This is a genomic window from Rhodococcus sp. P1Y (assembly GCF_003641205.1).
Taxonomy (GTDB): domain Bacteria; phylum Actinomycetota; class Actinomycetes; order Mycobacteriales; family Mycobacteriaceae; genus Rhodococcoides.
The window spans coordinates 3,264,289-3,287,496 of record NZ_CP032762.1; the positions used below are offsets into that span (position 1 = coordinate 3,264,289).

General features: G+C 63.2%; 22 protein-coding genes and 1 riboswitch. Of the genes, 13 read left to right on the forward strand and 9 right to left on the reverse strand.

Features of this window, described 5'->3' with window-relative positions:
• Window positions 1-104: 104 nt before the first annotated feature.
• Entirely contained in the window at window positions 105-527 is a 423-nt protein-coding gene (locus tag D8W71_RS15095; RefSeq protein WP_121114398.1) for a LapA family protein, read from the reverse strand.
• Between the two features lie 277 nt (window positions 528-804).
• Between D8W71_RS15095 and rlmN the strand changes: the two genes are divergently transcribed.
• Window positions 805-1,869 carry a 23S rRNA (adenine(2503)-C(2))-methyltransferase RlmN gene (gene rlmN / locus D8W71_RS15100; RefSeq protein WP_236078002.1) on the forward strand — a complete coding sequence of 355 codons (1,065 nt, stop codon included), beginning with the start codon at window positions 805-807 and terminating at the stop codon, window positions 1,867-1,869.
• 65 nt (window positions 1,870-1,934) lie between these two features.
• On the opposite strand, the gene D8W71_RS15105 is transcribed toward rlmN, so the two are convergent.
• Window positions 1,935-2,204, reverse strand: a complete 270-nt coding sequence (locus D8W71_RS15105; protein ID WP_121114403.1) for a DUF2631 domain-containing protein — start codon at window positions 2,202-2,204, stop codon at window positions 1,935-1,937.
• Window positions 2,205-2,399: 195 nt separating this feature from the next.
• Between D8W71_RS15105 and puuE the strand changes: the two genes are divergently transcribed.
• Complete coding sequence (puuE, locus tag D8W71_RS15110) at window positions 2,400-3,302, forward strand: allantoinase PuuE (RefSeq protein ID WP_121119261.1); 903 nt, start codon at window positions 2,400-2,402, stop codon at window positions 3,300-3,302.
• 7 nt (window positions 3,303-3,309) lie between these two features.
• On the opposite strand, the gene D8W71_RS15115 is transcribed toward puuE, so the two are convergent.
• Window positions 3,310-3,798 carry a DUF1990 family protein gene (locus D8W71_RS15115; protein WP_121114405.1) on the reverse strand — a complete coding sequence of 163 codons (489 nt, stop codon included), beginning with the start codon at window positions 3,796-3,798 and terminating at the stop codon, window positions 3,310-3,312.
• Between the two features lie 68 nt (window positions 3,799-3,866).
• Between D8W71_RS15115 and dxr the strand changes: the two genes are divergently transcribed.
• The 5 genes from dxr to D8W71_RS15140 all read left to right on the forward strand — a co-directional run bounded on the left by dxr (window position 3,867) and on the right by D8W71_RS15140 (window position 10,268).
• Window positions 3,867-5,054, forward strand: a complete 1,188-nt coding sequence (gene dxr / locus D8W71_RS15120) for a 1-deoxy-D-xylulose-5-phosphate reductoisomerase (protein ID WP_236077447.1) — start codon at window positions 3,867-3,869, stop codon at window positions 5,052-5,054.
• Window positions 5,055-5,061: 7 nt separating this feature from the next.
• Complete coding sequence (locus tag D8W71_RS15125) at window positions 5,062-6,276, forward strand: M50 family metallopeptidase (RefSeq protein WP_121114409.1); 1,215 nt, start codon at window positions 5,062-5,064, stop codon at window positions 6,274-6,276.
• A 38-nt stretch (window positions 6,277-6,314) separates the two neighbouring features.
• Window positions 6,315-7,478 carry a flavodoxin-dependent (E)-4-hydroxy-3-methylbut-2-enyl-diphosphate synthase gene (ispG, locus tag D8W71_RS15130; protein ID WP_201265086.1) on the forward strand — a complete coding sequence of 388 codons (1,164 nt, stop codon included), beginning with the start codon at window positions 6,315-6,317 and terminating at the stop codon, window positions 7,476-7,478.
• Window positions 7,479-7,569: 91 nt separating this feature from the next.
• On the forward strand, window positions 7,570-8,406 hold the full coding sequence (locus D8W71_RS15135; RefSeq protein WP_121114413.1) for a GNAT family N-acetyltransferase: 837 nt from the start codon (window positions 7,570-7,572) through the stop codon (window positions 8,404-8,406).
• A 50-nt stretch (window positions 8,407-8,456) separates the two neighbouring features.
• On the forward strand, window positions 8,457-10,268 hold the full coding sequence (locus D8W71_RS15140) for a penicillin-binding transpeptidase domain-containing protein (protein WP_121114415.1): 1,812 nt from the start codon (window positions 8,457-8,459) through the stop codon (window positions 10,266-10,268).
• A gap of 7 nt (window positions 10,269-10,275) precedes the next feature.
• Here D8W71_RS15140 and D8W71_RS15145 read toward each other — a convergent pair whose 3' ends face one another.
• Window positions 10,276-11,148 (reverse strand): helix-turn-helix transcriptional regulator, encoded by an 873-nt coding sequence (locus D8W71_RS15145; RefSeq protein WP_121114417.1) that lies wholly within the window; start codon window positions 11,146-11,148, stop codon window positions 10,276-10,278.
• A 133-nt stretch (window positions 11,149-11,281) separates the two neighbouring features.
• On the opposite strand from D8W71_RS15145, the gene map reads away from it, so the two are divergent.
• Window positions 11,282-12,157: a type I methionyl aminopeptidase gene (map, locus tag D8W71_RS15150; protein WP_121114419.1), complete on the forward strand. Its 876-nt coding sequence runs from the start codon at window positions 11,282-11,284 to the stop codon at window positions 12,155-12,157.
• A 104-nt stretch (window positions 12,158-12,261) separates the two neighbouring features.
• Window positions 12,262-13,761 carry a cobyric acid synthase gene (locus D8W71_RS15155; RefSeq protein WP_121114421.1) on the forward strand — a complete coding sequence of 500 codons (1,500 nt, stop codon included), beginning with the start codon at window positions 12,262-12,264 and terminating at the stop codon, window positions 13,759-13,761.
• Window positions 13,762-13,771: 10 nt separating this feature from the next.
• Here the strand turns inward: D8W71_RS15155 and D8W71_RS15160 are convergent, their stop codons facing one another.
• Genes D8W71_RS15160 through D8W71_RS15170 form a run of 3 tightly spaced genes read right to left on the reverse strand, consistent with a single transcriptional unit; the run spans window position 13,772 to window position 15,722 of the window.
• Entirely contained in the window at window positions 13,772-14,467 is a 696-nt protein-coding gene (locus tag D8W71_RS15160) for an ABC transporter permease (protein ID WP_121114423.1), read from the reverse strand.
• A complete protein-coding gene (locus D8W71_RS15165) occupies window positions 14,464-15,363 on the reverse strand; it encodes an ABC transporter ATP-binding protein (protein ID WP_236077448.1) in 900 nt (299 codons plus the stop codon). The genes D8W71_RS15160 and D8W71_RS15165 overlap by 4 nt, the downstream gene beginning before the upstream one ends.
• Window positions 15,360-15,722 (reverse strand): GntR family transcriptional regulator, encoded by a 363-nt coding sequence (locus D8W71_RS15170; protein WP_201265402.1) that lies wholly within the window; start codon window positions 15,720-15,722, stop codon window positions 15,360-15,362. The genes D8W71_RS15165 and D8W71_RS15170 overlap by 4 nt, the downstream gene beginning before the upstream one ends.
• A 129-nt stretch (window positions 15,723-15,851) precedes the next feature.
• Here D8W71_RS15170 and D8W71_RS15175 point away from each other — a divergent pair, with 129 nt between their 5' ends.
• Window positions 15,852-16,418, forward strand: a complete 567-nt coding sequence (locus tag D8W71_RS15175; RefSeq protein WP_121114429.1) for an alpha/beta hydrolase — start codon at window positions 15,852-15,854, stop codon at window positions 16,416-16,418.
• 16 nt (window positions 16,419-16,434) lie between these two features.
• Here the strand turns inward: D8W71_RS15175 and mtr are convergent, their stop codons facing one another.
• Together mtr and D8W71_RS15185 are read right to left on the reverse strand one after the other, a co-directional pair.
• Window positions 16,435-17,817, reverse strand: coding sequence for a mycothione reductase (gene mtr / locus D8W71_RS15180; protein WP_121114431.1), 1,383 nt, complete (start codon window positions 17,815-17,817; stop codon window positions 16,435-16,437).
• Window positions 17,814-18,851, reverse strand: coding sequence for an alpha/beta hydrolase (locus tag D8W71_RS15185; RefSeq protein ID WP_201265087.1), 1,038 nt, complete (start codon window positions 18,849-18,851; stop codon window positions 17,814-17,816). Before D8W71_RS15185 ends, mtr begins: the two co-directional genes overlap by 4 nt.
• A gap of 162 nt (window positions 18,852-19,013) precedes the next feature.
• Between D8W71_RS15185 and mqo the strand changes: the two genes are divergently transcribed.
• From mqo to D8W71_RS15200, 3 genes are all read left to right on the forward strand, one after another.
• Complete coding sequence (mqo, locus tag D8W71_RS15190) at window positions 19,014-20,549, forward strand: malate dehydrogenase (quinone) (protein ID WP_121119265.1); 1,536 nt, start codon at window positions 19,014-19,016, stop codon at window positions 20,547-20,549.
• Window positions 20,550-20,561: 12 nt separating this feature from the next.
• Complete coding sequence (locus D8W71_RS15195; RefSeq protein ID WP_121114433.1) at window positions 20,562-21,038, forward strand: GNAT family N-acetyltransferase; 477 nt, start codon at window positions 20,562-20,564, stop codon at window positions 21,036-21,038.
• A gap of 15 nt (window positions 21,039-21,053) precedes the next feature.
• Window positions 21,054-21,206, forward strand: a riboswitch (adenosylcobalamin (AdoCbl) riboswitch).
• Window positions 21,207-21,243: 37 nt separating this feature from the next.
• The gene (locus D8W71_RS15200; protein ID WP_121119267.1) at window positions 21,244-23,199 is read left to right on the forward strand and encodes a magnesium chelatase subunit D family protein; all 1,956 of its coding nucleotides are present in this window, start codon (window positions 21,244-21,246) and stop codon (window positions 23,197-23,199) included.
• Window positions 23,200-23,208: the final 9 nt, after the last annotated feature.

Consider the following 23,208-nt stretch of genomic DNA (forward strand, 5'->3'; position numbering starts at 1 on the left):
AAGTGGTCACGTCAGGCTCCTTGCGGTGAGATCGGGCAACACCAGCATGATCGATTCAGTTCGGCGGCGCCAGCTTGTGTGCATACTGTTCACCCCGTTGTTCTTTACTTGCGCTTTGCCGCGCGTCGAATCTGAAGAATTCGGACGCCGCCCGCAAGGGCCATCACCAACGCGCCCGCGATGGCAGCAAGCAGCATGCTCACACCGAGTGGCAGCTCGAACGTCCACACGAAGATGTTCACCGGTATTGCGTCCAAATTCTGAAGGATGAAAATCAAAAGCAAGACGAGAACGAGCGCTCCGACGACCAACCCAGTCCACGTAGCTGCGGCTTTGGTGTGGGCGATACCGTCCGGCGACGTGCCGGCAGGCGGCCTGGTGTCACGAACCGCTTCGGGGTCCGGAGCACTGTGCTCGTCTGAGTCCGGGGTCGTGATGGGCGAAGGGGACGTGTCTTGGTACGTCGCTGGAACTGCCGTCGGGTCGAGGGCCTGGCCGTCGTACCTGTCGCCTGCTGGTGTGGACATGGTGTGATCCTTTCGTACGCGGGGGTCGATTGCACGCGTATCCGTTGTCGATTCGGTTACCCCCCCGCCGCGGACGGGAAACTGTGACCGAGACCGGGTATCGCCCGCGTGAATAGGCCGCGTCGCCCCGCCTGAAATAGGCCTGAACACACATAAGTGGGACACTGGGATCACTATGAGTGACTCCGCAACCGCATCCGAGACAACCGGCGCCGACGGAACGACGAAGAGGGCACCGGTTGCCCTGCCGTTGGTGTTCGCGGACAAGAAGCGCGGGATGCCCAGGCGCCACCTCGCTGACCTGGATCGAGACGGTTTGAAGGAAGCGGTGAAGGCGCTCGGCCTTCCAGCTTTCCGTGCGGACCAGCTCGCTCGCCACTACTACGGGCGACTCGAAGCCGATACGACCAAGATGACCGATCTTCCCGCTGCAGTGCGGGAGCAGGTCGGAGCAGACCTGTTTCCGACGTTGCTGACGCCGATCAAGCACTTGGCCTGCGACGACGGCGATACCAGAAAGACCTTGTGGAAGGCGAACGACGGAACGTTGCTCGAGAGCGTTCTGATGCGGTATCCCGATCGGGCGACGCTGTGTATTTCGAGCCAAGCCGGGTGTGGGATGGCCTGCCCGTTCTGCGCGACAGGTCAAGGTGGCCTCGACCGAAACCTGACGACGGCCGAAATCGTCGACCAGGTGCGCTCTGCTGCTGCCGACATGCGCGACGGAACAGTGGAGGGCGGCGCGGGCCGGCTGTCCAATGTCGTGTTCATGGGCATGGGGGAGCCGCTGGCGAACTACAAGCGCGTGGTCGCTGCGGTACGCAAGATCGTCTCACCTGCCCCGGACGGTCTCGGGTTGTCGCAACGTTCGGTCACGGTGTCCACCGTCGGCTTGGCACCCGCCATCCGAAAGCTCGCCGACGAAGGCCTGTCGGTGACGCTTGCGGTATCGCTACACACCCCCGACGACGAACTCCGCGACACGCTGGTTCCGGTGAACAATCGATGGTCGGTGGCCGAGGTGCTTTCTGCCGCACGGTATTACGCGGACCAGACCGGTCGTCGCGTATCGATCGAGTACGCGATGATCAAAGAGGTCAACGATCAGCCGTGGCGCGCCGACCTGCTCGGCAAGAAGTTGCACAAGGCGCTCGGCTCGCGCGTGCACGTCAACTTGATTCCGCTGAATCCGACACCGGGTAGCGAGTGGGACGCGAGTCCCAAAGATGTCGAGCGCGAGTTCGTCCGACGAGTGATCGCCCAGGGTGTCTCGTGCACCGTTCGCGACACACGCGGACAGGAGATCGCCGCGGCGTGTGGGCAGTTGGCCGCCGAGAACTGAAGTTTCCGACACGAAAAAGCCCGGTGCGACGTAGGAACGTTGCACCGGGCTTTCGACGTTTTACTCTATCGCGGCTTACGTCGGACGATGACGTCGCGAACCACGATGCCGACGAGTGCGAAGGCGAAGCCGATGAGCCACAGATCCTCGACCAGGCCGGTGTGGTTACCGTGGATCATGAACAGCAGGAACGCCGCGATGACGATAGCGGCGATACGGGCCGCCTTGCCGGATTCGCCACTCCAGCCCCATTCGGCTGACGGAACCTCGGCGATGTCCTCGTGGGTGTACTCGACCGGGTCGTACGAAGCGGGGTTCAGCTCGGTTTGTGCCACCGGTCGATCCTCTCGGGTCAAACACACGCCGACGGCTCGGCGTGCTCTCGTTGGGAACAATATTTGCATACGACCGTCCGTCGTAGCCACTAGGGTGCACCCGGCCAACTCGGCGCCGTACGTCGATTACTGGGAGACTGCTCTCTCGTGACGTCGGAACGCTTGTCTGCGCCTCTTGTCCCGTACCCCCGCGACATGGTGGGGTATGGCGCGCACCCACCGGATCCCAAGTGGCCGGGTGGTGCGAACATCGCCCTCCAGTTCGTACTCAACTACGAGGAGGGGTCCGAGAACAACGTTCTCGACGGCGACACCAAGTCCGAGACGTTCCTGTCCGAGATGGTCGGTGCGCAGGCATTTCCGAACCGGCACATGAGCATGGAATCGCTGTACGAGTACGGCTCCCGCGCCGGCGTGTGGCGCATCCTGCGGGTGTTCGAACGACGAGGGCTGCCACTGACCGTGTTCGCCGTCGCACGGGCGATGCAACGAAATCCCGAGGCAGTCGCAGCGTTTGTCGAGTTGGGCCACGAAATCGCGAGCCACGGTCTGCGATGGCTCAGTTACCAGCAAATCGACGAACACGTCGAACGTGAGCACATGGCGGAGGCCGTCGAGATACTCACCGCCCTGACCGGAAGCGCCCCTGTGGGGTGGTACACGGGACGTGATTCACCCAACACTCGATCGCTCGTCGTCGAACACGGGGGATTTCTGTACGACTCCGATTCGTATGCAGACGATCTTCCGTACTGGGATCGCGTCACGGTGGGACAGGAGACCACCTCGCACCTGGTCGTTCCCTACACGCTCGACACGAACGACATGAGGTTCTCGTCGCCGGGCGGGTTCTCGACCGGGGACGAGTTCTTCGCCCATCTCCGAGATGCCTTCGACGTGTTGTACGCCGAAGGTCAGGAGGGCACACCCAAGATGCTGTCGGTGGGGCTGCACTGCCGGCTCGTGGGTCGTCCAGCGCGAATCGCCGCGTTGGAGAGATTTCTCGACCATGTGCAACGGCACGAGAAGGTCTGGATAACCCGACGGGTCGATATCGCTCGCCATTGGATCGAGCACAACCCGCCCGGTCCAATTTAGGCCAGCGCTAGGGCATTGCCGACTTCTTCAGAGCTGCGATGTACCGGTCGGTGAACATTCTCTGGACGACTCGGCCTGCAGGAGCGCCCAACCTGGTGAACCAGCGGCCCGGACGTGAGAACGCGCGGATGTGTGCGTAGACCGTGTCGCTGTCGTCGTACTCGACGAGAAACAACTCCTCACCGCGCTCGGGGTGGCCGGGCAGGGTGCCGTAGGCGAACCCGGCGCGGTCGGCCTCATCGACGGTGTAGACGACGCGACACGGGATTCGAATGGGCCCGAGCCGAAGAGCGACGGCCGATCCGAGCTCGGCCGATGTCGAATCGGACTTCACGCTCAGCCCGGATCCACGGTGCATCTCCCACGACATCAAGGCTGCACATGCGGCCCTGTATGCGGGTCGGCCTCGCCCGATCGGCACCCTGCGGTCCACGTGGTGATAGCCCGTCGGCATGACCCCTCGGGTGGCGCCGACTTCGGAATAGGTGAGCTCCATGCTCTCGAGAGTGCCACGGGTTCGATCCGCATAGGAGACTCTCAGGCTCGATCAGGAACAATGGATACGTGCCAGCGCCCCGAACACCCGAAGACCCGTCGTCGAAGGCCCGTAAGCGGGTGCTTCTCCTGGGAAGTACTGGCTCGATCGGAACTCAGGCGCTCGACGTGATTGCCAAGAATCCCGAGTCGTTCGAGGTCGTGGGTCTTGCAGCGGGGGGCGGCAACATCGAAGTGCTGCGCCAGCAGATCCGCGATTTCGGTGTCGACGCAGTCGCGGTGACGAATCCGACGACGGGGGCCGAACTGGGGCTGCCGAACATTCTCACCGGTGACCGCGCTGTCACCGAGTTGATCGAGTCGACCTCGGCGGACATCGTGCTCAACGCCCTCGTCGGGTCCCGCGGCCTCGAACCGACTCTCGCCGCTCTGAAAACCGGCGCGACTCTTGCTCTTGCCAACAAAGAATCACTCGTTGCCGGCGGCGAACTGGTGCTCGCCGCGGCAGCGCCTGGACAGATCGTTCCCGTCGACTCGGAGCATTCGGCGTTGGCGCAATGTCTTCGCGCGGGTCGGGCCGACGAGGTCGAACGCCTGATCCTCACTGCATCCGGCGGGCCTTTCCGGGGTTGGTCAGAGGCGGAGCTGAAGTCGGTGACGCCGGAGCAAGCTGCCGCGCACCCGACATGGTCGATGGGTCCGATGAATACCCTGAACTCCGCCACCCTGGTGAACAAGGGGCTCGAGCTCATCGAGACGCACCTGCTGTTCGGGGTTCCGTACGACCGCATCGACGTGACGGTTCACCGGCAGTCGATCGTTCACTCGATGGTCACCTTCTTCGACGGTTCCACCATCGCGCAGGCCAGTCCGCCGGACATGCGTCTGCCCATCGCACTGGCGCTCGGATGGCCGAATCGGGTGCGTGACGCAGCGCGCGCGATCGATTTCACCACCGCGTTCACCTGGGACTTCGAGCCGCTCGACGACCGAGTGTTCCCTGCCGTTCAACTCGCGCGCGAAGCTGGAATCCTCGGTGGCTGCATGACAGCTGTCTACAACGCGTCGAACGAGGTGGCAGCGGAGGCGTTCCTGGCGGGCCGCATCGACTTCCCCCAGATCGTCGAGACCGTCGCGCATACGGTGGACGCGGGATCCGGGGAGTGGACCTCGACTCCGACGACGGTGGACGATGTTCTCGCGGCCGACTCCTGGGCCCGCACGCAGGCCCGCACACTCTTGAACCAGAAGGACTGAACCGTAGATGGTGTTCGTATTCGGCGTCGTTCTGTTTGCGCTCGGCATCACTGTGTCGATCGCCCTGCACGAGGCAGGTCACATGTGGACCGCTCGCGCCACGGGAATGAAGGTTCGACGGTTCTTCATCGGGTTCGGTCCCAAGGTGTTCTCGTTTCGTCGAGGCGAGACCGAGTACGGGCTGAAAGCGATTCCGGCAGGCGGCTTCTGCGACATCGCGGGTATGACCGCGATCGACGAACTTGCGCCGGACGAAATCGAACGCGCGATGTACCGGCAGAAGACCTGGAAGCGGCTCGTCGTCATGATGGGCGGCATCGGGATGAACTTCGTCCTCGGCTTCCTGCTGATCTTCACCTTGGCGGTCGGATGGGGCCTGCCGAACCTGAACCCGCCGACGGGCGCGATGGTCGGAAATATGGACTGCGTGCCGCCGACTCAGAACGACAATCTGACGTTGCCGAAATGCGACGACCCGAGCCCGGCGTTCGTCGCCGGTATTCGTCAGGGCGATGTCATCGTGTCGGTTAACGGAACAGAAACTCCGGAGTTCGCCGACGTGGTCGCGGCCACTCAACCGCTTTCCGGCACAGCCGAATTCGTCGTCGAACGGAGCGGTGAAAAGCTTACGTTCCCGGTCGAGGTGCTGCGGGTGCAACGATTCGTGTCCGACGGAACCGAGACTGGGAGGCGGTCGGCGACGGTTGGAGCCGTCGGAATATCGCGGGAGACGTTTGCGGCAACGCAGTACAACCCGCTGGCGGCGATTCCTGCTTCGTTCGCGTTCACCGGCGACATGTTCGTCGAGACCGCTCACCGGCTGGTGCAGATGCCGAGCAAGGTCGCCGACCTGTGGACATCGGTTACTGGCGGCGAGCGGGATCCCGAAACCCCGATCAGTGTCGTCGGTGCAAGCGTCATCGGTGGTCAGCTCGTCGAGCGGTCCCTGTGGCCCGTCTTCGTGTTGTTGCTGGCGAGTCTGAATTTCTTCCTCGGAATATTCAACCTGCTACCGCTGCTCCCGTTGGACGGTGGGCACATGGCGGTGACGATCTACGAGCGCATCCGCAATTTCTTCCGCAACCGCCGCGGTCTTCCCGACGGGGGACCGGTCGACTACATGAAGTTGATGCCCGTCACATATGTCGTCATCGTGATCGGCGGCGCATACATGTTGCTCACGCTCACAGCAGACATCGTGAACCCCATCCAATTGTTCTAGCTAGACTCGCGTGTACAGCTAGGAAAGAAGGCAACGAAGTGACCGTCTCAGTCGGACTGGGAATGCCGGCGCCGCCGGTTCCCGTACTAGCTCCTCGCCGTAAGACCCGTCAACTGCAGGTCGGCACCGTCGGTGTCGGCAGCGAGCACCCGATCTCGGTGCAGTCGATGACCACCACCAAGACCCACGACATCAACGCCACCCTGCAGCAGATCGCAGAGCTGACGGCCTCGGGTTGCGACATCGTGCGTGTGGCGTGCCCCACCCAAGACGATGCGGATGCGCTGTCGATCATCGCCAAGAAGAGTCAGATCCCGGTCATCGCAGACATCCATTTCCAGCCCAAGTACATTTTCGCCGCGATCGACGCAGGTTGCGCTGCTGTTCGCGTGAATCCGGGGAACATCAAGGAATTCGACGGCCGAGTCAAAGAGGTCGCGAAGGCCGCAGGCGACGCCAATATCCCTATCCGTATCGGAGTCAACGCCGGTTCACTGGACAAGCGGATGATGGACAAGTACGGCAAAGCCACACCGGAAGCGCTGGTGGAGTCGGCGTTGTGGGAGGCCGGACTGTTCGAGGAGCACGGCTTCGGCGACATCAAGATCTCGGTGAAGCACAACGATCCGGTCGTCATGGTCGCCGCATACGAGCAGCTAGCCGCTCAGTGCGACTACCCCCTCCACCTGGGAGTGACCGAGGCGGGCCCCGCTTTCCAAGGCACCATCAAGTCGGCGGTCGCGTTCGGCGCTCTGTTGTCCAAAGGCATCGGCGACACGATTCGTGTGTCGTTGTCCGCGCCTCCCGCCGAGGAGATCAAGGTGGGCAACCAGATCCTTCAATCGCTGAACTTGCGCCCGCGCAAGCTCGAGATCGTCTCCTGCCCGTCGTGCGGACGCGCTCAGGTCGACGTCTACACGCTGGCGGACGAGGTAACGGCCGGTCTCGAAGGTATGGAGATCCCACTGCGCGTTGCCGTGATGGGGTGCGTTGTCAACGGACCCGGTGAGGCCCGCGATGCGGACCTCGGCGTGGCGTCTGGCAACGGTAAGGGGCAGATCTTCGTGAAGGGAAAAGTCATCAAGACCGTCCCGGAAGCGCAGATCGTCGAGACGCTGATCGAGGAAGCGATGCGTATCGCGGAAGAGTTCGAGAACGAGGAGAGTGCGGGGGCCGGATCGCCGGTTGTCACGGTCAGTTGAGCACGTGTGGGACTGAACGTCACACACGACCGTGCAAATCTGGCAATCTATCTTCATGACGGTGGACGCGTTGGTCGGGAGGTGACCCAAGGTGCTCAAACTCCTCGGCGCTAAGCCACTGAGCGGCAAGGACACGTCCAACGTCCTCCGCGTTCTCGACGCGGATCCCATCGCAACGTGCATGATCGCGGCGCGAGTACAGGAGTCCGGTCTCGACCCGCGTTCGTTTCACGGTGAGATGTGGAGCCGCGGTGGTCCGGAAGAATCGTTGTGCTTCTACGGAGCCAACCTGGTTCCGCTCCTCGGATCCGTCGACGATCTGCGTTCGTTCGCCGATCGTGCGTGCCGTGGTCCCAGGATGTGTTCATCCCTCGTGGGCCGCGCCGAACTGACCCTGCCCCTGTGGGAAATGCTCGAACCCGACTGGGGTGCTGCAAGAGAACTACGCAGTGAGCAACCACTGTTGGCCACATCGCAGCTGTCGGTATTTCCGCCCGATCCAGGCGTACGGCTCGTGCGGTCCGACGAGCTCGACGTGTATCTCACTGCAGCGATTGCGATGTTCATCGAAGAAGTCGGTGTCGATCCGCGCGCCAACGACGGGGGCCGCGGGTACCGACGAAGAATCGCCGGCCTCATTGCCGCTGGGCGGGCGTGGGCCCGGTTCGAGGACGGCCAGGTCGTCTACAAGGCCGAGATCGGCTCGCAGTCTGCCACCGTGGGGCAGATACAAGGGGTGTGGGTTCATCCGCTGTACCGCGGCCACGGCGTCGGTTCGGCGGGAACGGCCACGGTCGTCGACGCAGTAGTTCGGTCGGGCCGTATCGCGAGTCTCTACGTCAACAGTTTCAATCTGCCTGCTCGCCGTGCGTACGCGCGAATCGGGCTGAGTCAAGTGGCGACGTTCGCCACAGTCCTGTTGGACTGACTGCGATTCGCTGACCGCGGTTGTCGTGTGGGCGAACTACGATGAGCGCGATGAGATCGAAGGATGTACGGACGCCGCTTCGTTTCGCCGCCGCCGTGTTGGTGGCCGTCGTGTCCGTCGGCTCCGTTGCAGCCTGCACCCCGAGCCCGGACGGTCCCGAACCCGCTGCGCAGGCATTTCTAGCCGCGTTCTCCAGCCGCGACATCGATACGGCGTCCGCCGCTACCGATCGGCCCGACAACGCGTCGGCCGCCCTGACCGATGCGTGGGACAACCTGCAAGCCGAATCTTTGGACGCGGCAACAACTTCGGTGCGTGTGAATGGTGACACTGCCACTGTGGGGTACACCTACAGCTGGCATCTGCCGAGGGACCGCGTCTGGACCTATGACGGTGAGTTGCAGATGGGTCGCGCCGACGGGCAGTGGGGTGTGCGGTGGACCTCGACCGACATCCATCCCGGTCTCGGCGACACTCAGACGATGGCACTTCGTTCGACGGCACCGCCGCGTGCTCGTGTCAACGAAAGATCCGGATCCGACGTGCTCGTGCCCGGTGTGGTGCATCGAGTCAAGATCGACGCCGAGGAGTCGGACAGTGTCGTGTCCTCGGCAACTTCGCTCGCGCGGATCCTCGCGCCCTTCGATTCGAGCATTTCGGCGCAGAGCATCGTCGAATCTGCCACCTCCACCGACGGTGACTACCCCGTGGCCCTCCTGCGAGACGAGGATTACCAAGCGGTCGCAGCTCCGCTCGCAGCGTTGTCCGGGGTCACGGTCTCCGACGAATCCGACTTGATCTCGACCGACCGAACGTTTGCGCCGGACCTCGTGTCGCAGGTGAAGAAGGCCGTCATCGAAGAAGTCGACGGCAAGGCGGGGTGGAGTGTTGTCACCGTGAACCGCAACGGTGTGGACATCGACGTGCTGACCGATACGCCTCCCCAGCCAGCTCCCTCCTTCTCCATCAGCCTCGATCGGTACGTTCAGGTCGCTGCGCAGAACGCCGTCGACGCCAGGACCGAGCAGGCGATGATGGTGGTGATTCAACCGTCGACAGGGGCGGTGCTCGCGGTGGCTCAGAACGTGGAGGCCGATCGCGACGGGCCGGTCGCGTCGGCCGGCCTCTATCCGCCGGGATCGACGTTCAAGATCATCACTGCGGGCGCGGCGATCTCGAACGGACTCGCTGGGCCCGACACCACGGTCCCGTGCCCGGGCCGCATCGAGATCGGGGAACGAAGCATCCCGAACTACAACGAGTTCTCACTCGGCAACGTGTCGATGGGAACGGCGTTCACACGTTCGTGCAATACCTCGTTTGCGAAACTCGCCAGTGAGATGCCCGCCGACGCTTTGACCGTCGCGGCGTCCCAGTTCGGTGTGGGGCCCGAGTACGACGTCGTCGGTCTACCGACCGATTCGGGCTCGGTACCTCCCGCGGAGGAACTGGTGCAGCGCACGGAGGACGGATTCGGGCAGGGCAAGGTCGTCGTCTCGACGTTCGGCATGGCGCTCGCCGCCGCGACCGTGGCGCACGGGTCGACGCCCGTGCCGAACCTGATCGTCGGGCGCGAGACCACGATCGAAGGAGACCACCCGGTCATCGAGCCCGCCATGGTCGACGGTCTCCGCGGAATGATGCGCTCGGTGGTCACCAGTGGGACCGCCGAAAGGATCGCCGATCAAGGCGAGGTGTACGGAAAGACCGGCGAAGCCGAAGTGGAAGGCGGGTCGCACGCGTGGTTCGTGGGCTATCGCGGTGACCTCGCATTCGCGACCCTGGTCGTCCGCGGTGGCAGCTCCGACAATGCAGTGGCGGTCACCCGGCAGATGTTCGAGCAGCTGCCGGAAGGCTACTAGGGTCAGGTCAGGGAAGGAGTCCCGATTTGCGTGCCATGACGACGGCCTCGTGACGGGTACGCGCTCCCGTCTTGGCCATGGCGCTGCGCAGGTAGGACTTCACGGTTTCAGGTTTCAGCGAGAGTCGCACGGCCGCTTGCGCGTTGGTGCAGCCGAGGGCGACCTGAGCCAGAACGTCGAGCTCGCGAGCAGTGAGAGCGACTGCGTCGACCCCACCTGGCGGGCGCAACGCACGCGCAATCCGGTCGGACAGCCGTGCCAGCTTCGTCGCCAGTACTTCGTCGGCAGCGCCGGCGGCGAGAGTTCTCACATCGGCATGCACTTCACGCAACATCTCCGTTGCCGCAGCCGAAGTGGAATCGAGCGGTCGGGCATCGAGCAGTCCGACTCGTCGGTCGACTTCGTCGCGGACGGCGATCTCCTGTGAGAGGCGCTTGGACGCGCGAACCATCGTGTCCGAGACTCGGTCACCGATCGGCCCGCGTTCTCGCACTGCCGCGTACATCACTGCGCGTGACGTACCGGCAACCACAACCGGCACAGCCAGGATCGAGTGAAGGCCTTCGCCGAGAACAGGTCCGTCGTAATCGTGGGTGATGTACTGCGAGCTGCGATAGTCGCTCACGGCGGCGGGTTGTCGTTGATCCATGACACGCCCTCCGAGGCCGGACCGACTCGGGATGATCAAGCCGTCGAGCCCGCGCGTTCTGGTGCCGTGCAGAACGCTCAGGCACAGGGTGTTTCCTTCGGTCACTTCGCCGCCGAAGACTACGGAAATGCCCGACGACTTCATCACGTGGCGTAGCTCGGCGCGCAGCGCGTCCCCATCTCGAGGTCGTAGAAGACCGTCTCGAGGTCGAGGACGTTCGCTTCGGCTCACGGTTCTACTCCTCTTCTGTGACTGTGATCCGAATCATAGAGTGCCCTTCGGTCCTCGTGCGTGCGTCGGGTCCCGTGACGTCTGCGTGCACACGAGCGACGGCGTTCGGTGATCACCGACTACGCTGGTCGGCATGTCTGTGACCGCCGACCGCAAGCCCCGTCGCCCCCTAGTTCCAGGCGTCGTATCGCCCGTACGCGCTGTGCCGAAGTCGATCGAGCGCCCCGAGTACGCGTGGAAGTCGACGGCGAACGAAGGCCACGAGCCGTGGGTTCAGAGCCCCGAGGTCATCGAGAAGATGCGTGTTGCCTCGAAGATCGCGGCGAGGGCTCTGCAGGAAGCGGGAAAGGCGGTCGCGCCGGGGGTCACGACCGATGAACTCGATCGCATTGCGCACGAGTACATGATCGACAACGGTGCGTACCCGTCGACACTGGGCTACAAGGGGTTCACCAAGTCGTGCTGCACCTCGCTCAACGAGGTCATCTGCCACGGCATCCCGGATTCGACGGTCATCGAGGACGGTGACATCGTCAACATCGACGTCACCGCGTACATCGACGGTGTGCACGGTGACACCAACGCGACATTCCTCGCGGGCGACGTATCGGAGGAGGCCCGGCTGCTCGTCGAGCGCACACACGAGGCGACGATGCGCGCGATCAAGGCCGTCAAACCGGGCCGCGCGCTCAATGTCATCGGAAGGGTCATCCAGTCGTACGCTCATCGGTTCGGGTACGGGGTGGTCGAGGACTTCACCGGCCACGGTATCGGCACGACTTTTCACAATGGTCTTGTCGTCCTCCACTACGACCAGCCGTCGGTGGAGACGATCATCGAACCGGGAATGACGTTCACGATCGAACCGATGATCAATCTCGGCGGCATCGAAGCCGAGATGTGGGACGACGGGTGGACGGTCGTCACCCACGATCGGAAATGGACTGCGCAGTTCGAGCACACGCTCGTTGTCACCGAGACCGGCAGCGAGATCCTCACCCTCCCATGAGCGGAGCCTGCGGAGTGAATTCAGTTATGTCATGAGCGGAGCCTGCGGAGTGAATCCGGTTTTGTCATGAGCGGAGCCTGCGGAGTGAATCCGGTGCATATGTCATGAGCGGAGCGCTTCTCGTCGCAGGTACGACGTCGGATGCGGGCAAGAGTGTGCTGGTTGCCGGGTTGTGCCGGATGCTTCACCGGCGGGGTGTTGCGGTGGCGCCGTTCAAGGCCCAGAACATGTCCAACAATTCGGTGGTCACCCTCGACGGTGGGGAGATCGGTCGCGCGCAGGCGTTGCAGGCGAGGGCGTGTGGTCTCGAACCGAGCGTTCGATTCAATCCTGTGCTGCTCAAACCAGGAAGCGATCGTACGTCGCAGCTGGTGGTGCGGGGACGAGCGGTAGCTCAGGTGTCCGCGACGAACTACATCGAACACCGCCGAGCGCTACGGGCGGTGGTGGCCGAGGAGCTGGCGTCGCTGCGCGAGGATTTCGATGTGGTGATCTGCGAGGGAGCGGGTTCCCCGGCCGAGATCAATCTTCGTGCAACCGATCTCGCAAACATGGGTTTGGCAACCGCGGCGTCGCTTCCGGTGATCATCGTCGGCGACATCGATCGTGGGGGAGTCCTCGCGCACCTCTACGGAACGGTCGCAGTGCTGTCGCCGGACGATCAAGCGTTGATCAAAGGCTTCGTGATCAACAAGTTCAGAGGGGACCCGTCCCTGCTGGCGCCCGGTCTCGTCGATCTCGAAAAGCTCACCGGTAGGCCGACTTTCGGCGTCATCCCGTTCTCGGACGAGCTGTGGATGGACGCAGAGGATTCGCTCGGAACCACCGCGGACACAGCGGTGGGCAGGCCCGGCCGCCCCGTCGGGTCACAATGGTTGCGAGTTGCAGCAATTCGGTTGCCCCGGATATCGAACACAACGGACGTCGAGGCGCTGGCGTGCGAGCCCGGGGTCTCGGTGAACTGGGTGACCGAGCCGTCGAGACTCACCGATGCGGACCTCGTCGTAATCCCGGGTAGCAAGGCGACGGTGTCGGATCTGCAGTGGCTCAGGCGAACCGGCCTTGCCGACGCCATCGTCGATCGCGTCCACGAAGGCAGGCCGGTGCTCGGAGTGTGCGGCGGATATCAGATGCTGGGTCGGTCGATAACCGACGGGATCGAATCCGACACCGAGTCGGCGCCAGGATTGGGTGTCCTCGACCTCGACGTCGAATTCGGGCCGGAGAAGGTGCTGGCGCAGGTCGAGGGGTCGTCTTCGCTGTTCTCCGACGTCGACGCATCGGGATACGAGATTCACCACGGGCGTGTGGTCCGCAACGGTGACCCGCCATTGTTGAGACATGCAGACGGTAGGGACGAGGGCAGTGCCCGTGACTGCGTTGTCGGTACTCACTGGCACGGACTGCTCGAATCGGATGCGTTCCGACGAGAACTACTTCGGTGGGCTGCCGACCATGCGGGGCGTCGCGGGTTCGAGGTCTCGATCGATACCTCGGTTCGAGCGATGCGCGAGCAGCAACTCGACCTTCTAGCCGACCTGGTGGAGGACAACCTCGACATCGACACCGTGCTCGAGGTGATCGAGCGCGGCGTCGACGTGTGAGAGATACCGATCACGGAGTGGCTCGGCGCAATCCGACCCACCCTGCCGTCGCGAACAACGCGGCCAATGCGAGTGGTATGACGCCCAGCAGGACAACCGACGGAGTATCGACGAAGAAGCGACCAACCGCTGGCCACCACTGCTGCCAGGTGACGAGGATCGCGCCGCCGCCGAACAGTACGATCGCCACAACGCTGATCGTGAGGAAGCCCGTCACCCGGTAGCGCTGGTAGGCAACACCGATGAACAAGCCGATCGCAGCGACGAGCAACAGAGTGGTGAAGATCCCGAGCCACTGCAATGCGGGGGTATCGGTCGCGTAGCGAACGACTCCGAACATTCGCAATTTGATGCCGAACCCGCTGGTAGCCACTTCGACGACGGACATCACGTACACCAGGGTCGCCAGGAACGCCGATTGGACGATGCCGACCAATGCAGTCGCGGTGAAGAATTCCCGTCTGCTGACGGAAATGCCCATTGCGAACGGAAATGTTTGAGTCACGGCCTGAAGATAGAAGCCGACAGCGAAGCCGTACATCGAGAACACAGCACCGGTGAAGTTGAACTCGGCGTCGGTTGTCGGTATCACCGCAAAGATCGTGTAGCTGATGACGAAAGCGATGACGAGCACTCCGATCGGCCAACCGATGATCAGTGGCCACGCGACGGTATGCAGTCTGGCGACGTCCAGTGTGCGTTTCACGCTACTGTCTCCTTGCTGATGAGTTCCGTGGTGTTACGAATGACCAACTGCTGCAGTGACAGTGGCTCGGTGTCGAGTCCGAGCGATTGTGCGCGGGCTCGCTCGTCGGGAGACAGCCGTGCGTCGACGCTGACACGAGACACGGAGCCGAGAGCGTCCCGATGTAGGACCTTTCGTCCCGCTACGAATGTATCGACATGATCGGAGGCGCCGGATACGACGAATCCGCGGTCGCGGAGATCGTCTGCTTCCGAGTCGATGATGATCCGACCCCGATCGATCAGGATCACGTGTTCGATGAGATCGCTGACCTCGTCGATCAGATGTGTCGACAGGACCACCGTGCGCGGGTTCTCGGCGTAGTCGGCCAGCAACCTGTCGTAGAACATATGCCGGGCAACCGCATCCAGCCCGAGGTATGGCTCGTCGAAGAAGGTGAGCGGTGCACGTGCGGCCAGACCGATCACGATGCCCAGAGCCGACGTCATGCCGCGGGAGAGCTTTTTGACCTTCCGTCCCTCGGGTAGGTCGAAATCACGAATGAGCTCCGAGGCGAACTCCTGGTCCCAATGGGGGAGGAGCCTCGCGGCACAGGAGATCACATGACGAACTTTGAAATCGTCCGGATATTTCTGGCTTTCCTTCACGAAGCAGATGTTTGCGAGTGCGGAACTGTTCTCGTATGGCCGTTGGCCGAATACTTGGATCTCCCCGGCAGATTGGAGGCTCTGGGCGGTCAGCATCTGCATGACGGTGGTCTTGCCGGCGCCGTTTCGACCGAGGAGTCCGTAGATCGTGTTGGCCTTGAGATCGAAGCTGGCGTCGTCGACCGCGGTGAAGTCGCCGTACGTCTTTGTCAGGTTTCTGGCCGTAGCGATGACCGGGGCGTCGTTCATGGTGCTACCTCCCATTTGTCGAGCATGGTCTTGAGTTCGTCGACGCTCATTCCGAGCTTTCCTGCCTCGGTGATCAGGGGTTCGATGTACTGCCGCGCGAAATCGTCGCGGCGGCGGAAGCGGAGTGCGTCCTGCGCGCCCGAGGTGACGAACATTCCGATGCCTCGTTTCTTGTAGAGAATTCCGTCGGCGACGAGTTTCGCCAGACCCTTGCCTGCGGTTGCCGGGTTGATGCGGTGGAAGGCCGCCAGCTCGTTCGTCGAGGGCACCTGGCTCTCCTCGGCGAAGGTGCCGTCGATGATCGAATTCTCGATCATCTCGGCAATCTGGACGAAGAGCGGCCGGCCCTCGTCCATCAGCGCAAGCCCCATGTGCTTGGTTGGTCAACTGGTTCGTTACTCATGTAATGAACCATAGAACCAAAGTGTTCTCTGCGCAATGCCTCGCAGTCATTCGCGCGAGTCGGGACGTGCAGTAGCGTCGTATGCATGGATTACAAGCAAGTGGCGGCCCGTGGTGGGAGCTGTTCGTTGCGAATTGCCGGGCCCGAGACGAGGCACGTTGTGCTGCTCCTTCCCGGAGCGGGTGACAGCCCGGACGTCTACGACGCTGTGGCTGAGCGCCTACACAACTCGGATCTGAAAACTGTTGTGGTAGAAGACATCGACGGGCTCGATCATGAGGCTGTGCTCGAGATACTCGACGAGATATCTCTACCGTGGGCACACCTGGTCGGCAGCAGAGAAGGCGCAGAGTTGGCGTGGGGCCTGGCCGCACGAACGTTCGGCAAATTCCAGAGCTTGACGGTGTGCGATCGCCCTCACCCCGCGATAGCAGACGAGAACGGAAGCATCGCCGCGCCCGACTGCCCACCCGTCGAACTTCCGACGACCGTAGTGGTCGGCAGTTCGCTACGTCGGGCGAGCGCGGACGGCACCGGCAGAGTCGTCTACGGTGACTTCCGCGTCGTTCAACTCGACGGAGTCGAGAACATCCCAGCCGATGCATCGGCGGCACTCGCGACCGAGATCGTCCTGAGAACCAGTCCCTGGTGATGCGCGGTGAAGCCGGTCAGATGTCGAGACCGAGTAGCGCGTTCTCGACGACCTCGGGGAGCCCAGGGTGGATCCAGTACTGGCCGCGTGCCATCTCGGCGACGGTGGTGCCGAAACTCATCGCCTGGATCAGTGGCTGAATCACCGTCGGGGCCTGAGCCCCGATCACGTGTGCGCCGAGAATCCGGCCGGTTTTCTTCTCGGCGATGATCTTGCAGAAGCCCTCACGGTCCTCCATCGCCCAGCCGTACGCGACGTCGCCGTAGTTCTGGATCTTCACCGCGATGTCCAAACCGGCCTCGCGTGCCTGCTCCTCGGTCAGTCCGACCTCGGCGATCTGCGGGTGCGTGAACACAGCTGCTGGTACGAACCGGTGATCGAACGCCTGGAAGCTCGACGTGTCCTCCCATGCGTGCTGCAGAAGGTTGTGCGCGACCACGCGAGCCTCGTGGTTGGCCACGTGCTTGAGCTGATACTCCGAGGAGACGTCACCGAGCGCGAACACCCCATCGGCCGTGGTCCTGCCGAATTCGTCGACGACAATTCTGCCCTCGTCGTCGAGTTCGATTCCGCCGGCTTCGGCTCCCAGTAGGTCTCCGTTCGGCTCGCGACCGACGGCGACGAGCAACGCGTCGCCCAGAACTCGGGTTCCGCCTTCGAGCTCGATCCCGACGCGATCACCATCGGCGATCGCTGTCGCTTCGCCTGAATTCAGATGTACGTTCCAGTGCTTCTGTGCGAGTTCGGTGAAGCGATCGGACAGGTCGCCGTCGAGGCCGCGCAAGAGCTTGTCCTTGCGTGCGACTATCGAGACCTTCGAGCCGAGCGCGCCGAACACGTGCGCGAATTCCGCTGCGATGTAACCGGATCCGAGAACAACCAGGTGCTCAGGCAGCTCCGGCAGCCGCATGATGTCGTCGTTGGTGTGGAACTTCACCCCCGAATCTCGTACCTGCTGAGGAATCACGGGGCGCGAACCCGCCGCCACCACGATTTGGTCGGCTGTGATGATGACACCGTTGCCCGCGTCGATCGTCCGTGGTCCGACGAATGTCGCGTGGCTGGAAAACAGTGTCACGTTGGGACTGCCGCTTTCGCGATAGTGCTTACCACCGGCCGAGATGGGATCGATGCGACCGAAAACGCGCCCGACGATATCCGACCACCGGACCTTGTCGAGGGTGGAGTCGATTCCGTATCGAGCGGAGTCGCGGATCGTCTGGGCGACTTCCGCGGCGTAGACGAACATCTTGGTCGGGATGCAACCGACGTTGAGGCACGTCCCACCGAACGGCGTGTGCTCCTCGAACAGCGCAATCTTCAGATCTGCGAAGCGGTCGTCGGCAATCGAGTTGCCCGATCCGGATCCGATTATCGCAATATCGAAATGCTCGGTCATGAAATGGTTCCGATCTCGCTGTGGTTCTTGCCGGATTCACGGTCGATGTGGGCACTGCGGTAGAGCCAGTCGATCCACTCGTCGACCTCCTCGAATGCGCGCGTTCGAGCCTTCTCCTGGGACAGAAATACGTCGTGCCGAGCACCTTCGATCGGCACGACCGTCGTGCGGTCTCCCAGGCATCCTGCCCACCGTGCGATCTGCCGGACATCGAGTACGGCGTCGGCGACGTCCGTCGCGGAGCTGTACTTGCGTGAGAAATGCGTGACCTTGGACCGCAGGATCAGCGACGGCACCCCGATATCGAGGCCTCGGTGCAGCTTTGCGTGGCCATGACGAACCGCGCGGATCCACCCGAAGGTGATCGGGAAGCCGGCCAGAGGCTTCCAATCGAGGTTGTAGTCCCACTCTCCGTGGTGGTCTTTGGCGAGCGAGAGCCCGTATGTGTCGAGGCCTTGTCCGGGGACCGGGGTCTTGGACTTCACTTTGCCGATCACGTCGATCGCTGCGGTACCCACACTGCGGATGGCAGCCGGACCCTGCAGATCGAACCATGGGCTGTTGAGGATGACTCCGTCGATGCCGAGGCCCGCGGTCCCGCCTTCCTGGCGGTTCAGTCGGTCCAGCCACAGTGGCAGGATCAGCCCGCCTGTGGAGTGTGCCGTGAGAACCACCGAGCCGGACGTGTCCGCACGCACCAACGACAGCGCCTCGTTCAGTTCCGCGTCGTAGAACGCCAGATCGGTGACGAAGTGCGGTGTTTGGCCCTCGCGCAGCGATCGACCGCATTTGCGCAGGTCCAACGCGTAGAACGCGAACCCTTTTGCGGCGAAGTGTTCGGCGAGATGGCTCTGGAAGAAGTAGTCGGTGAACCCGTGCACGTAGATGACGGCTCGATCTGCCGGCTTGTCGTCAGCCGGGGCGAAGCGAACCAGGGTCGCCTCCACCGTCCCTTCGCCGTCAGGATCCGCACCGAGCGGGATCGTGGTCTGCTCGTAGCCGTCGCCGAGAATGTCGGGCACCCAGGTAGTCACAGATCACAACTGTAGTTGGCCCTGATCAACGAGCACGAGGAGCACAATCGAGTCAGGGCTTTTCGCACGCGTCATAGCGGGTAAGTACGGGCAGGTAACGTAACCGCCACCTGAAGCAGAGTGTCGTCAGTAGAACTCACGGACAAGGAAGTCGATTCTCCAGTGTCAAAAGAACAGCGGTCGAACGAAGAGCAGGTCAAGCACAGCAAGACCGACGTGGTTCTCGTCGGCGCCGGGATCATGAGCGCCACTCTGGGTGCGCTGCTCAAACAGCTCGAACCGGAATGGACGATCGACGTCTACGAGCGACTCGATGCCGCTGCTGCCGAAAGCAGTGACGCATGGAACAACGCCGGAACCGGCCATTCCGCTTTGTGTGAGCTCAACTACACCCCGCAGAACAAAGATGGCTCGGTCGACATCTCGAAGGCTCTCAACGTCAACGAGCAGTTCCAGGTCTCGCGCCAGTTCTGGGCACACAGCGTCGAGTCCGGGGTTCTCAGCGACCCGAAGAACTTCATCAATCCGATCCCGCACGTGAGCTTCGTGCACGGCGAGTCGAACGTGAAGTACCTACGTGCGCGGTACGAGGCCTTGGCGTCGAACCCGTTGTTCGAAGGCATGGAGTACATCGACAGCCCGGACGAGTTCGCCAAGCGGTTGCCCCTCATGGGCGAGGGTCGAGACTTCTCCGATCCCGTAGCCCTCAACTGGAGTGACGCGGGCACCGATGTCGACTTCGGCGCATTGACGCGCCAGCTCCTCAACTACATCTCCGGTTCCGGCGGCACCGTCCACTTCGGTAGCGATGTGCGCAACATAACCAAGCAGTCCGACGGCACGTGGAATCTCAAGATCGCCAACCTCCGCACCGGCACCAAGAAGACCGTCAACGCCAAGTTCGTGTTCGTCGGCGCGGGCGGAGGCGCGCTGCATCTGCTGCAGAAGTCGGGAATCAGCGAGATCAACGGCTTCGGTGGGTTCCCGGTCAGCGGTGAATGGCTGCGCTGCACCAATCCCGATCTGATTTCACAGCATTCGGCAAAGGTCTACGGGAAGGCGTCCGTGGGCGCACCTCCGATGTCGGTGCCTCACCTCGACACCCGCGTCATCGGCGGCAAACCCGGTCTGCTGTTCGGTCCGTACGCAGGATGGTCCCCGAAGTTCCTCAAGCAGGGCAAGCTCACCGACCTGCCCAGTTCCGTCAAGCCAGGAAACCTCATGTCGATGCTCGGGGTCGGCGTCACCGAGCTAGGACTGGTGAAGTACCTCGTCAGTGAGCTCGCGCAGTCGGAAGCCGACCGCGTCGAGACCCTGCGTGAATTCGCACCCGAAGTCATCGGCACCGACTGGGAGCTCGTCACCGCAGGCCAGCGCGTCCAGGTCATCCGCAAGAAGGGCCGGGGCGGAGTGCTCGAGTTCGGCACGGCCGTCATCAATTCCGCCGACGGCACCATCGCCGGCCTTCTGGGGGCATCACCGGGTGCTTCGACAGCAGTTCCTGCAATGCTCGACGTCCTGCAACGGTGCTTTGGCGACCGCTACGACGCATGGCAGCCGAAACTCAAGGACATGGTGCCCTCGCTCGGCAAGAAACTGGCCGAGGATCCGGCATTGTTCCGCGAAATTTTCGATTGGACCGCACGTGGGTTGCAGCTCCAGGAGCCATCTCGACTCGCACAGCCCAGTGGCGTGTGATAGCAACACCTGATGACTACGCAAGCAGCTGCCCTCAAACGATCATGGGCTTTGGACCTGTCCAACAACACTCTGTACGACCTGTTGAAGCTGCGTGTCGAGGTATTCGTCGTCGAGCAGGCCTGCGCCTACCCTGAGCTCGACGGCCGAGACCTGCTCACCGAAACGCGGCACTTCTGGTTGGAGCGCGACGGCGAGGTCGTCTGCACCTTGCGTCTGCTCGAAGAGCACGACGACGGGGAGAAGGCCTTCCGCATCGGGCGACTGTGCACGCAGCGCTCAGCGCGCGGACAGGGTCACACGACGCGCATCCTGCGGGCGGCCCTCGCCGAAGTCGGCTCTGCGCCGTGTCGCATCAACGCACAGAGCTACCTCGTGGACATGTACGCCAAGCACGGATTCCTCCCGGACGGCGAAGAGGTCCTGGAAGACGGTATTCCGCACACTCCGATGCGTCGCGGTGGCGGTACGCCGTGGGGTGAGTCGTAGCGCGCGAGCAGTAGTGTTCGAGAAGTCGAAGTTGATGCGGGGAAGTCCTGTGCGAATCAGGCGCGGTCCCGCCACTGTGTAGGAATCGGTGCCCAGGTGTTGATTCCGAAGTCAGATCGCCGCACAACTTCGTAAGTTCGTGTCCGCCGCTTCGGCGGACGTCCACATCCCCGGCGCGGAGTCCGGGGTACGAAGGAGATCTCTCGTGCAGCAGTCCGGTTTTCCGTTCAGTGCGATCGTGGGCCAGGATCAGCTGCGCTTGTCCCTCGTGCTGTGCGCGGTCCACCCCGGCATCGGAGGCGTACTGGTACGAGGTGAGAAGGGGACAGCGAAGTCGACGGTCGTGCGCGCCCTCGCAGCGCTCCTTCCCGAGGTGATCGACGAAGGAATCGCTCGCCCGGCACGACTGGTCGAACTGCCGGTGGGAGCCACCGAGGATCGAGTTGTCGGATCTCTCGATCTCGAGAAGGTACTGCGTGACGGTGAGCGCGCATTCCAGCCGGGTCTGCTGGCGGCGGCCCACCGCGGCGTGTTGTACGTCGACGAGGTCAACCTGCTTCACGATCATCTCGTCGACGTACTTCTCGACGCGGCTGCGATGGGCCGGGTCCACGTCGAACGCGACGGCGTCTCGCACTCGCACGCAGCGCAGTTCGTACTCGTCGGCACGATGAATCCGGAAGAGGGGGAACTTCGGCCTCAGCTGCTGGACCGTTTCGGTCTCGCCGTCGAGGTCACCGCGTCCCGAGATGTCGACACCCGCATGGACGTCGTGCGTCGCCGACTGAACTACGAGCGCGATCCGGAGTCTTTCGCTGCAGGCTATGCAGACAGCGACGCCGAGATCGCCCGCAAAATCGTCGATGCTCGTAGTGTGCTCGACGACGTCGTGCTCGACGACACCGAACTCCGTCGAATCGCCGCGCTGTGCGCGTCCTTCGATGTCGACGGCATGCGTGCCGATCTCGTCGTTGCACGAACCGCTACTGCCCACGCCGCGTGGCGTGGATCGGTCGTCGTGGAGGAAGCCGACGTGCGAGTCGCGGCGGAACTCGCTCTGCCACATCGGCGTCGGCGCGATCCCTTCGACGAGCCAGGTATCGACGACCAGGCGCTGGACGACGCGATGCGCGATGCTGCGGAACAAGCCGACGCAGGGAAACCAGAACCGGAGCCCGATCCGGACGGTCCGGGCCCGAACAGGCCGGATCCCGACGATGCCGGTCCTGACGATGCCGGTCCTGACGATGCCGGTCCTGACGATGCCGGTCCAGACGACGGTGGCACGCCGCCGGGTTGCGGCGGTACCGAGCAGCCGCCACAACCGCAGAGCAGCAACGGTTCCCAGGAACGCAATGCAGCTGCGCCAGGGGCCCAGTTCCGTGCGCGCCTGATGGAGGTTCCCGGCGTCGGAGAAGGTGCGCCGGGCAGGCGATCGCGGTCCCGTTCGTCGCAGGGACGCGCAGTGCGTCCGACCACGGAGCGAGGGAAGGGACTTCACCTCGTCGGAACGCTGTTCGCCGCGGCCGAGGAACAGGTGGAGCGCGGCCGAACATCGGGTCGGTTCGTGCTCCGGCCTGCGGACCTGCGAGGGGCGTTGCGCGAAGGGCGCGAGGGAAACTTGATCGTCTTCGTCGTCGATGCGTCCGGTTCGATGGCCGCTCGTGATCGGCTGTCGGCGGTGACCGGGGCGGTCCTGTCTTTACTCAGGGATGCCTATCAACGACGGGACAAGGTCGCGGTCGTCACGGTTCGCGGACGCGAGGCAGAGTTGATTCTGCCTCCGACGTCGAGCGTCGACGTCGCGGTCACCAGGCTGCGCCGGATGAAGACGGGCGGGAAATCGCCACTGGCGCAGGGTTTTCTGAAGGCCCGCGAGGTAGTGCTGCGTGAGAAGGTTCGTGACCCGCTGCGTCGAGCACTCGTCGTTGCGATGACCGACGGCCGGGCCACGGGCGGAACAGACCCTGTCGGCCGCGCCCGTATTGCGGCCACTCGAATTGCCGGTGACGGCATCGCGTCGGTGGTCGTCGACTGCGAATCGGGGATGGTTCGACTCGGGCTCGCTGCCGACTTCGCCCAGCACCTGCAGGGCGGTTACGTTCGCCTGGCCGACCTGTCGGCCGAGCAGGTCGCCGCCGTCGTTCGCGCAGCAGCGTAGGGACAGGAC

Coding starts and splice junctions, on each gene's coding strand:
- mtr (WP_121114431.1), bottom strand. CDS start 17,817: ATGACCGAGCATTTCGATATTGCGATAATCGGATCCGGATCGGGCAAC.
- D8W71_RS15115 (WP_121114405.1), bottom strand. CDS start 3,798: ATGGAGCTCACCTATTCCGAAGTCGGCGCCACCCGAGGGGTCATGCCG.
- D8W71_RS15095 (WP_121114398.1), bottom strand. CDS start 527: ATGTCCACACCAGCAGGCGACAGGTACGACGGCCAGGCCCTCGACCCG.
- D8W71_RS15165 (WP_236077448.1), bottom strand. CDS start 15,363: ATGAACGACGCCCCGGTCATCGCTACGGCCAGAAACCTGACAAAGACG.
- D8W71_RS15125 (WP_121114409.1), top strand. CDS start 5,062: ATGGTGTTCGTATTCGGCGTCGTTCTGTTTGCGCTCGGCATCACTGTG.
- map (WP_121114419.1), top strand. CDS start 11,282: ATGTCTGTGACCGCCGACCGCAAGCCCCGTCGCCCCCTAGTTCCAGGC.
- D8W71_RS15155 (WP_121114421.1), top strand. CDS start 12,262: ATGAGCGGAGCGCTTCTCGTCGCAGGTACGACGTCGGATGCGGGCAAG.
- D8W71_RS15175 (WP_121114429.1), top strand. CDS start 15,852: ATGGATTACAAGCAAGTGGCGGCCCGTGGTGGGAGCTGTTCGTTGCGA.
- D8W71_RS15140 (WP_121114415.1), top strand. CDS start 8,457: ATGAGATCGAAGGATGTACGGACGCCGCTTCGTTTCGCCGCCGCCGTG.
- rlmN (WP_236078002.1), top strand. CDS start 805: ATGCCCAGGCGCCACCTCGCTGACCTGGATCGAGACGGTTTGAAGGAA.
- puuE (WP_121119261.1), top strand. CDS start 2,400: ATGGTGGGGTATGGCGCGCACCCACCGGATCCCAAGTGGCCGGGTGGT.
- D8W71_RS15195 (WP_121114433.1), top strand. CDS start 20,562: ATGACTACGCAAGCAGCTGCCCTCAAACGATCATGGGCTTTGGACCTG.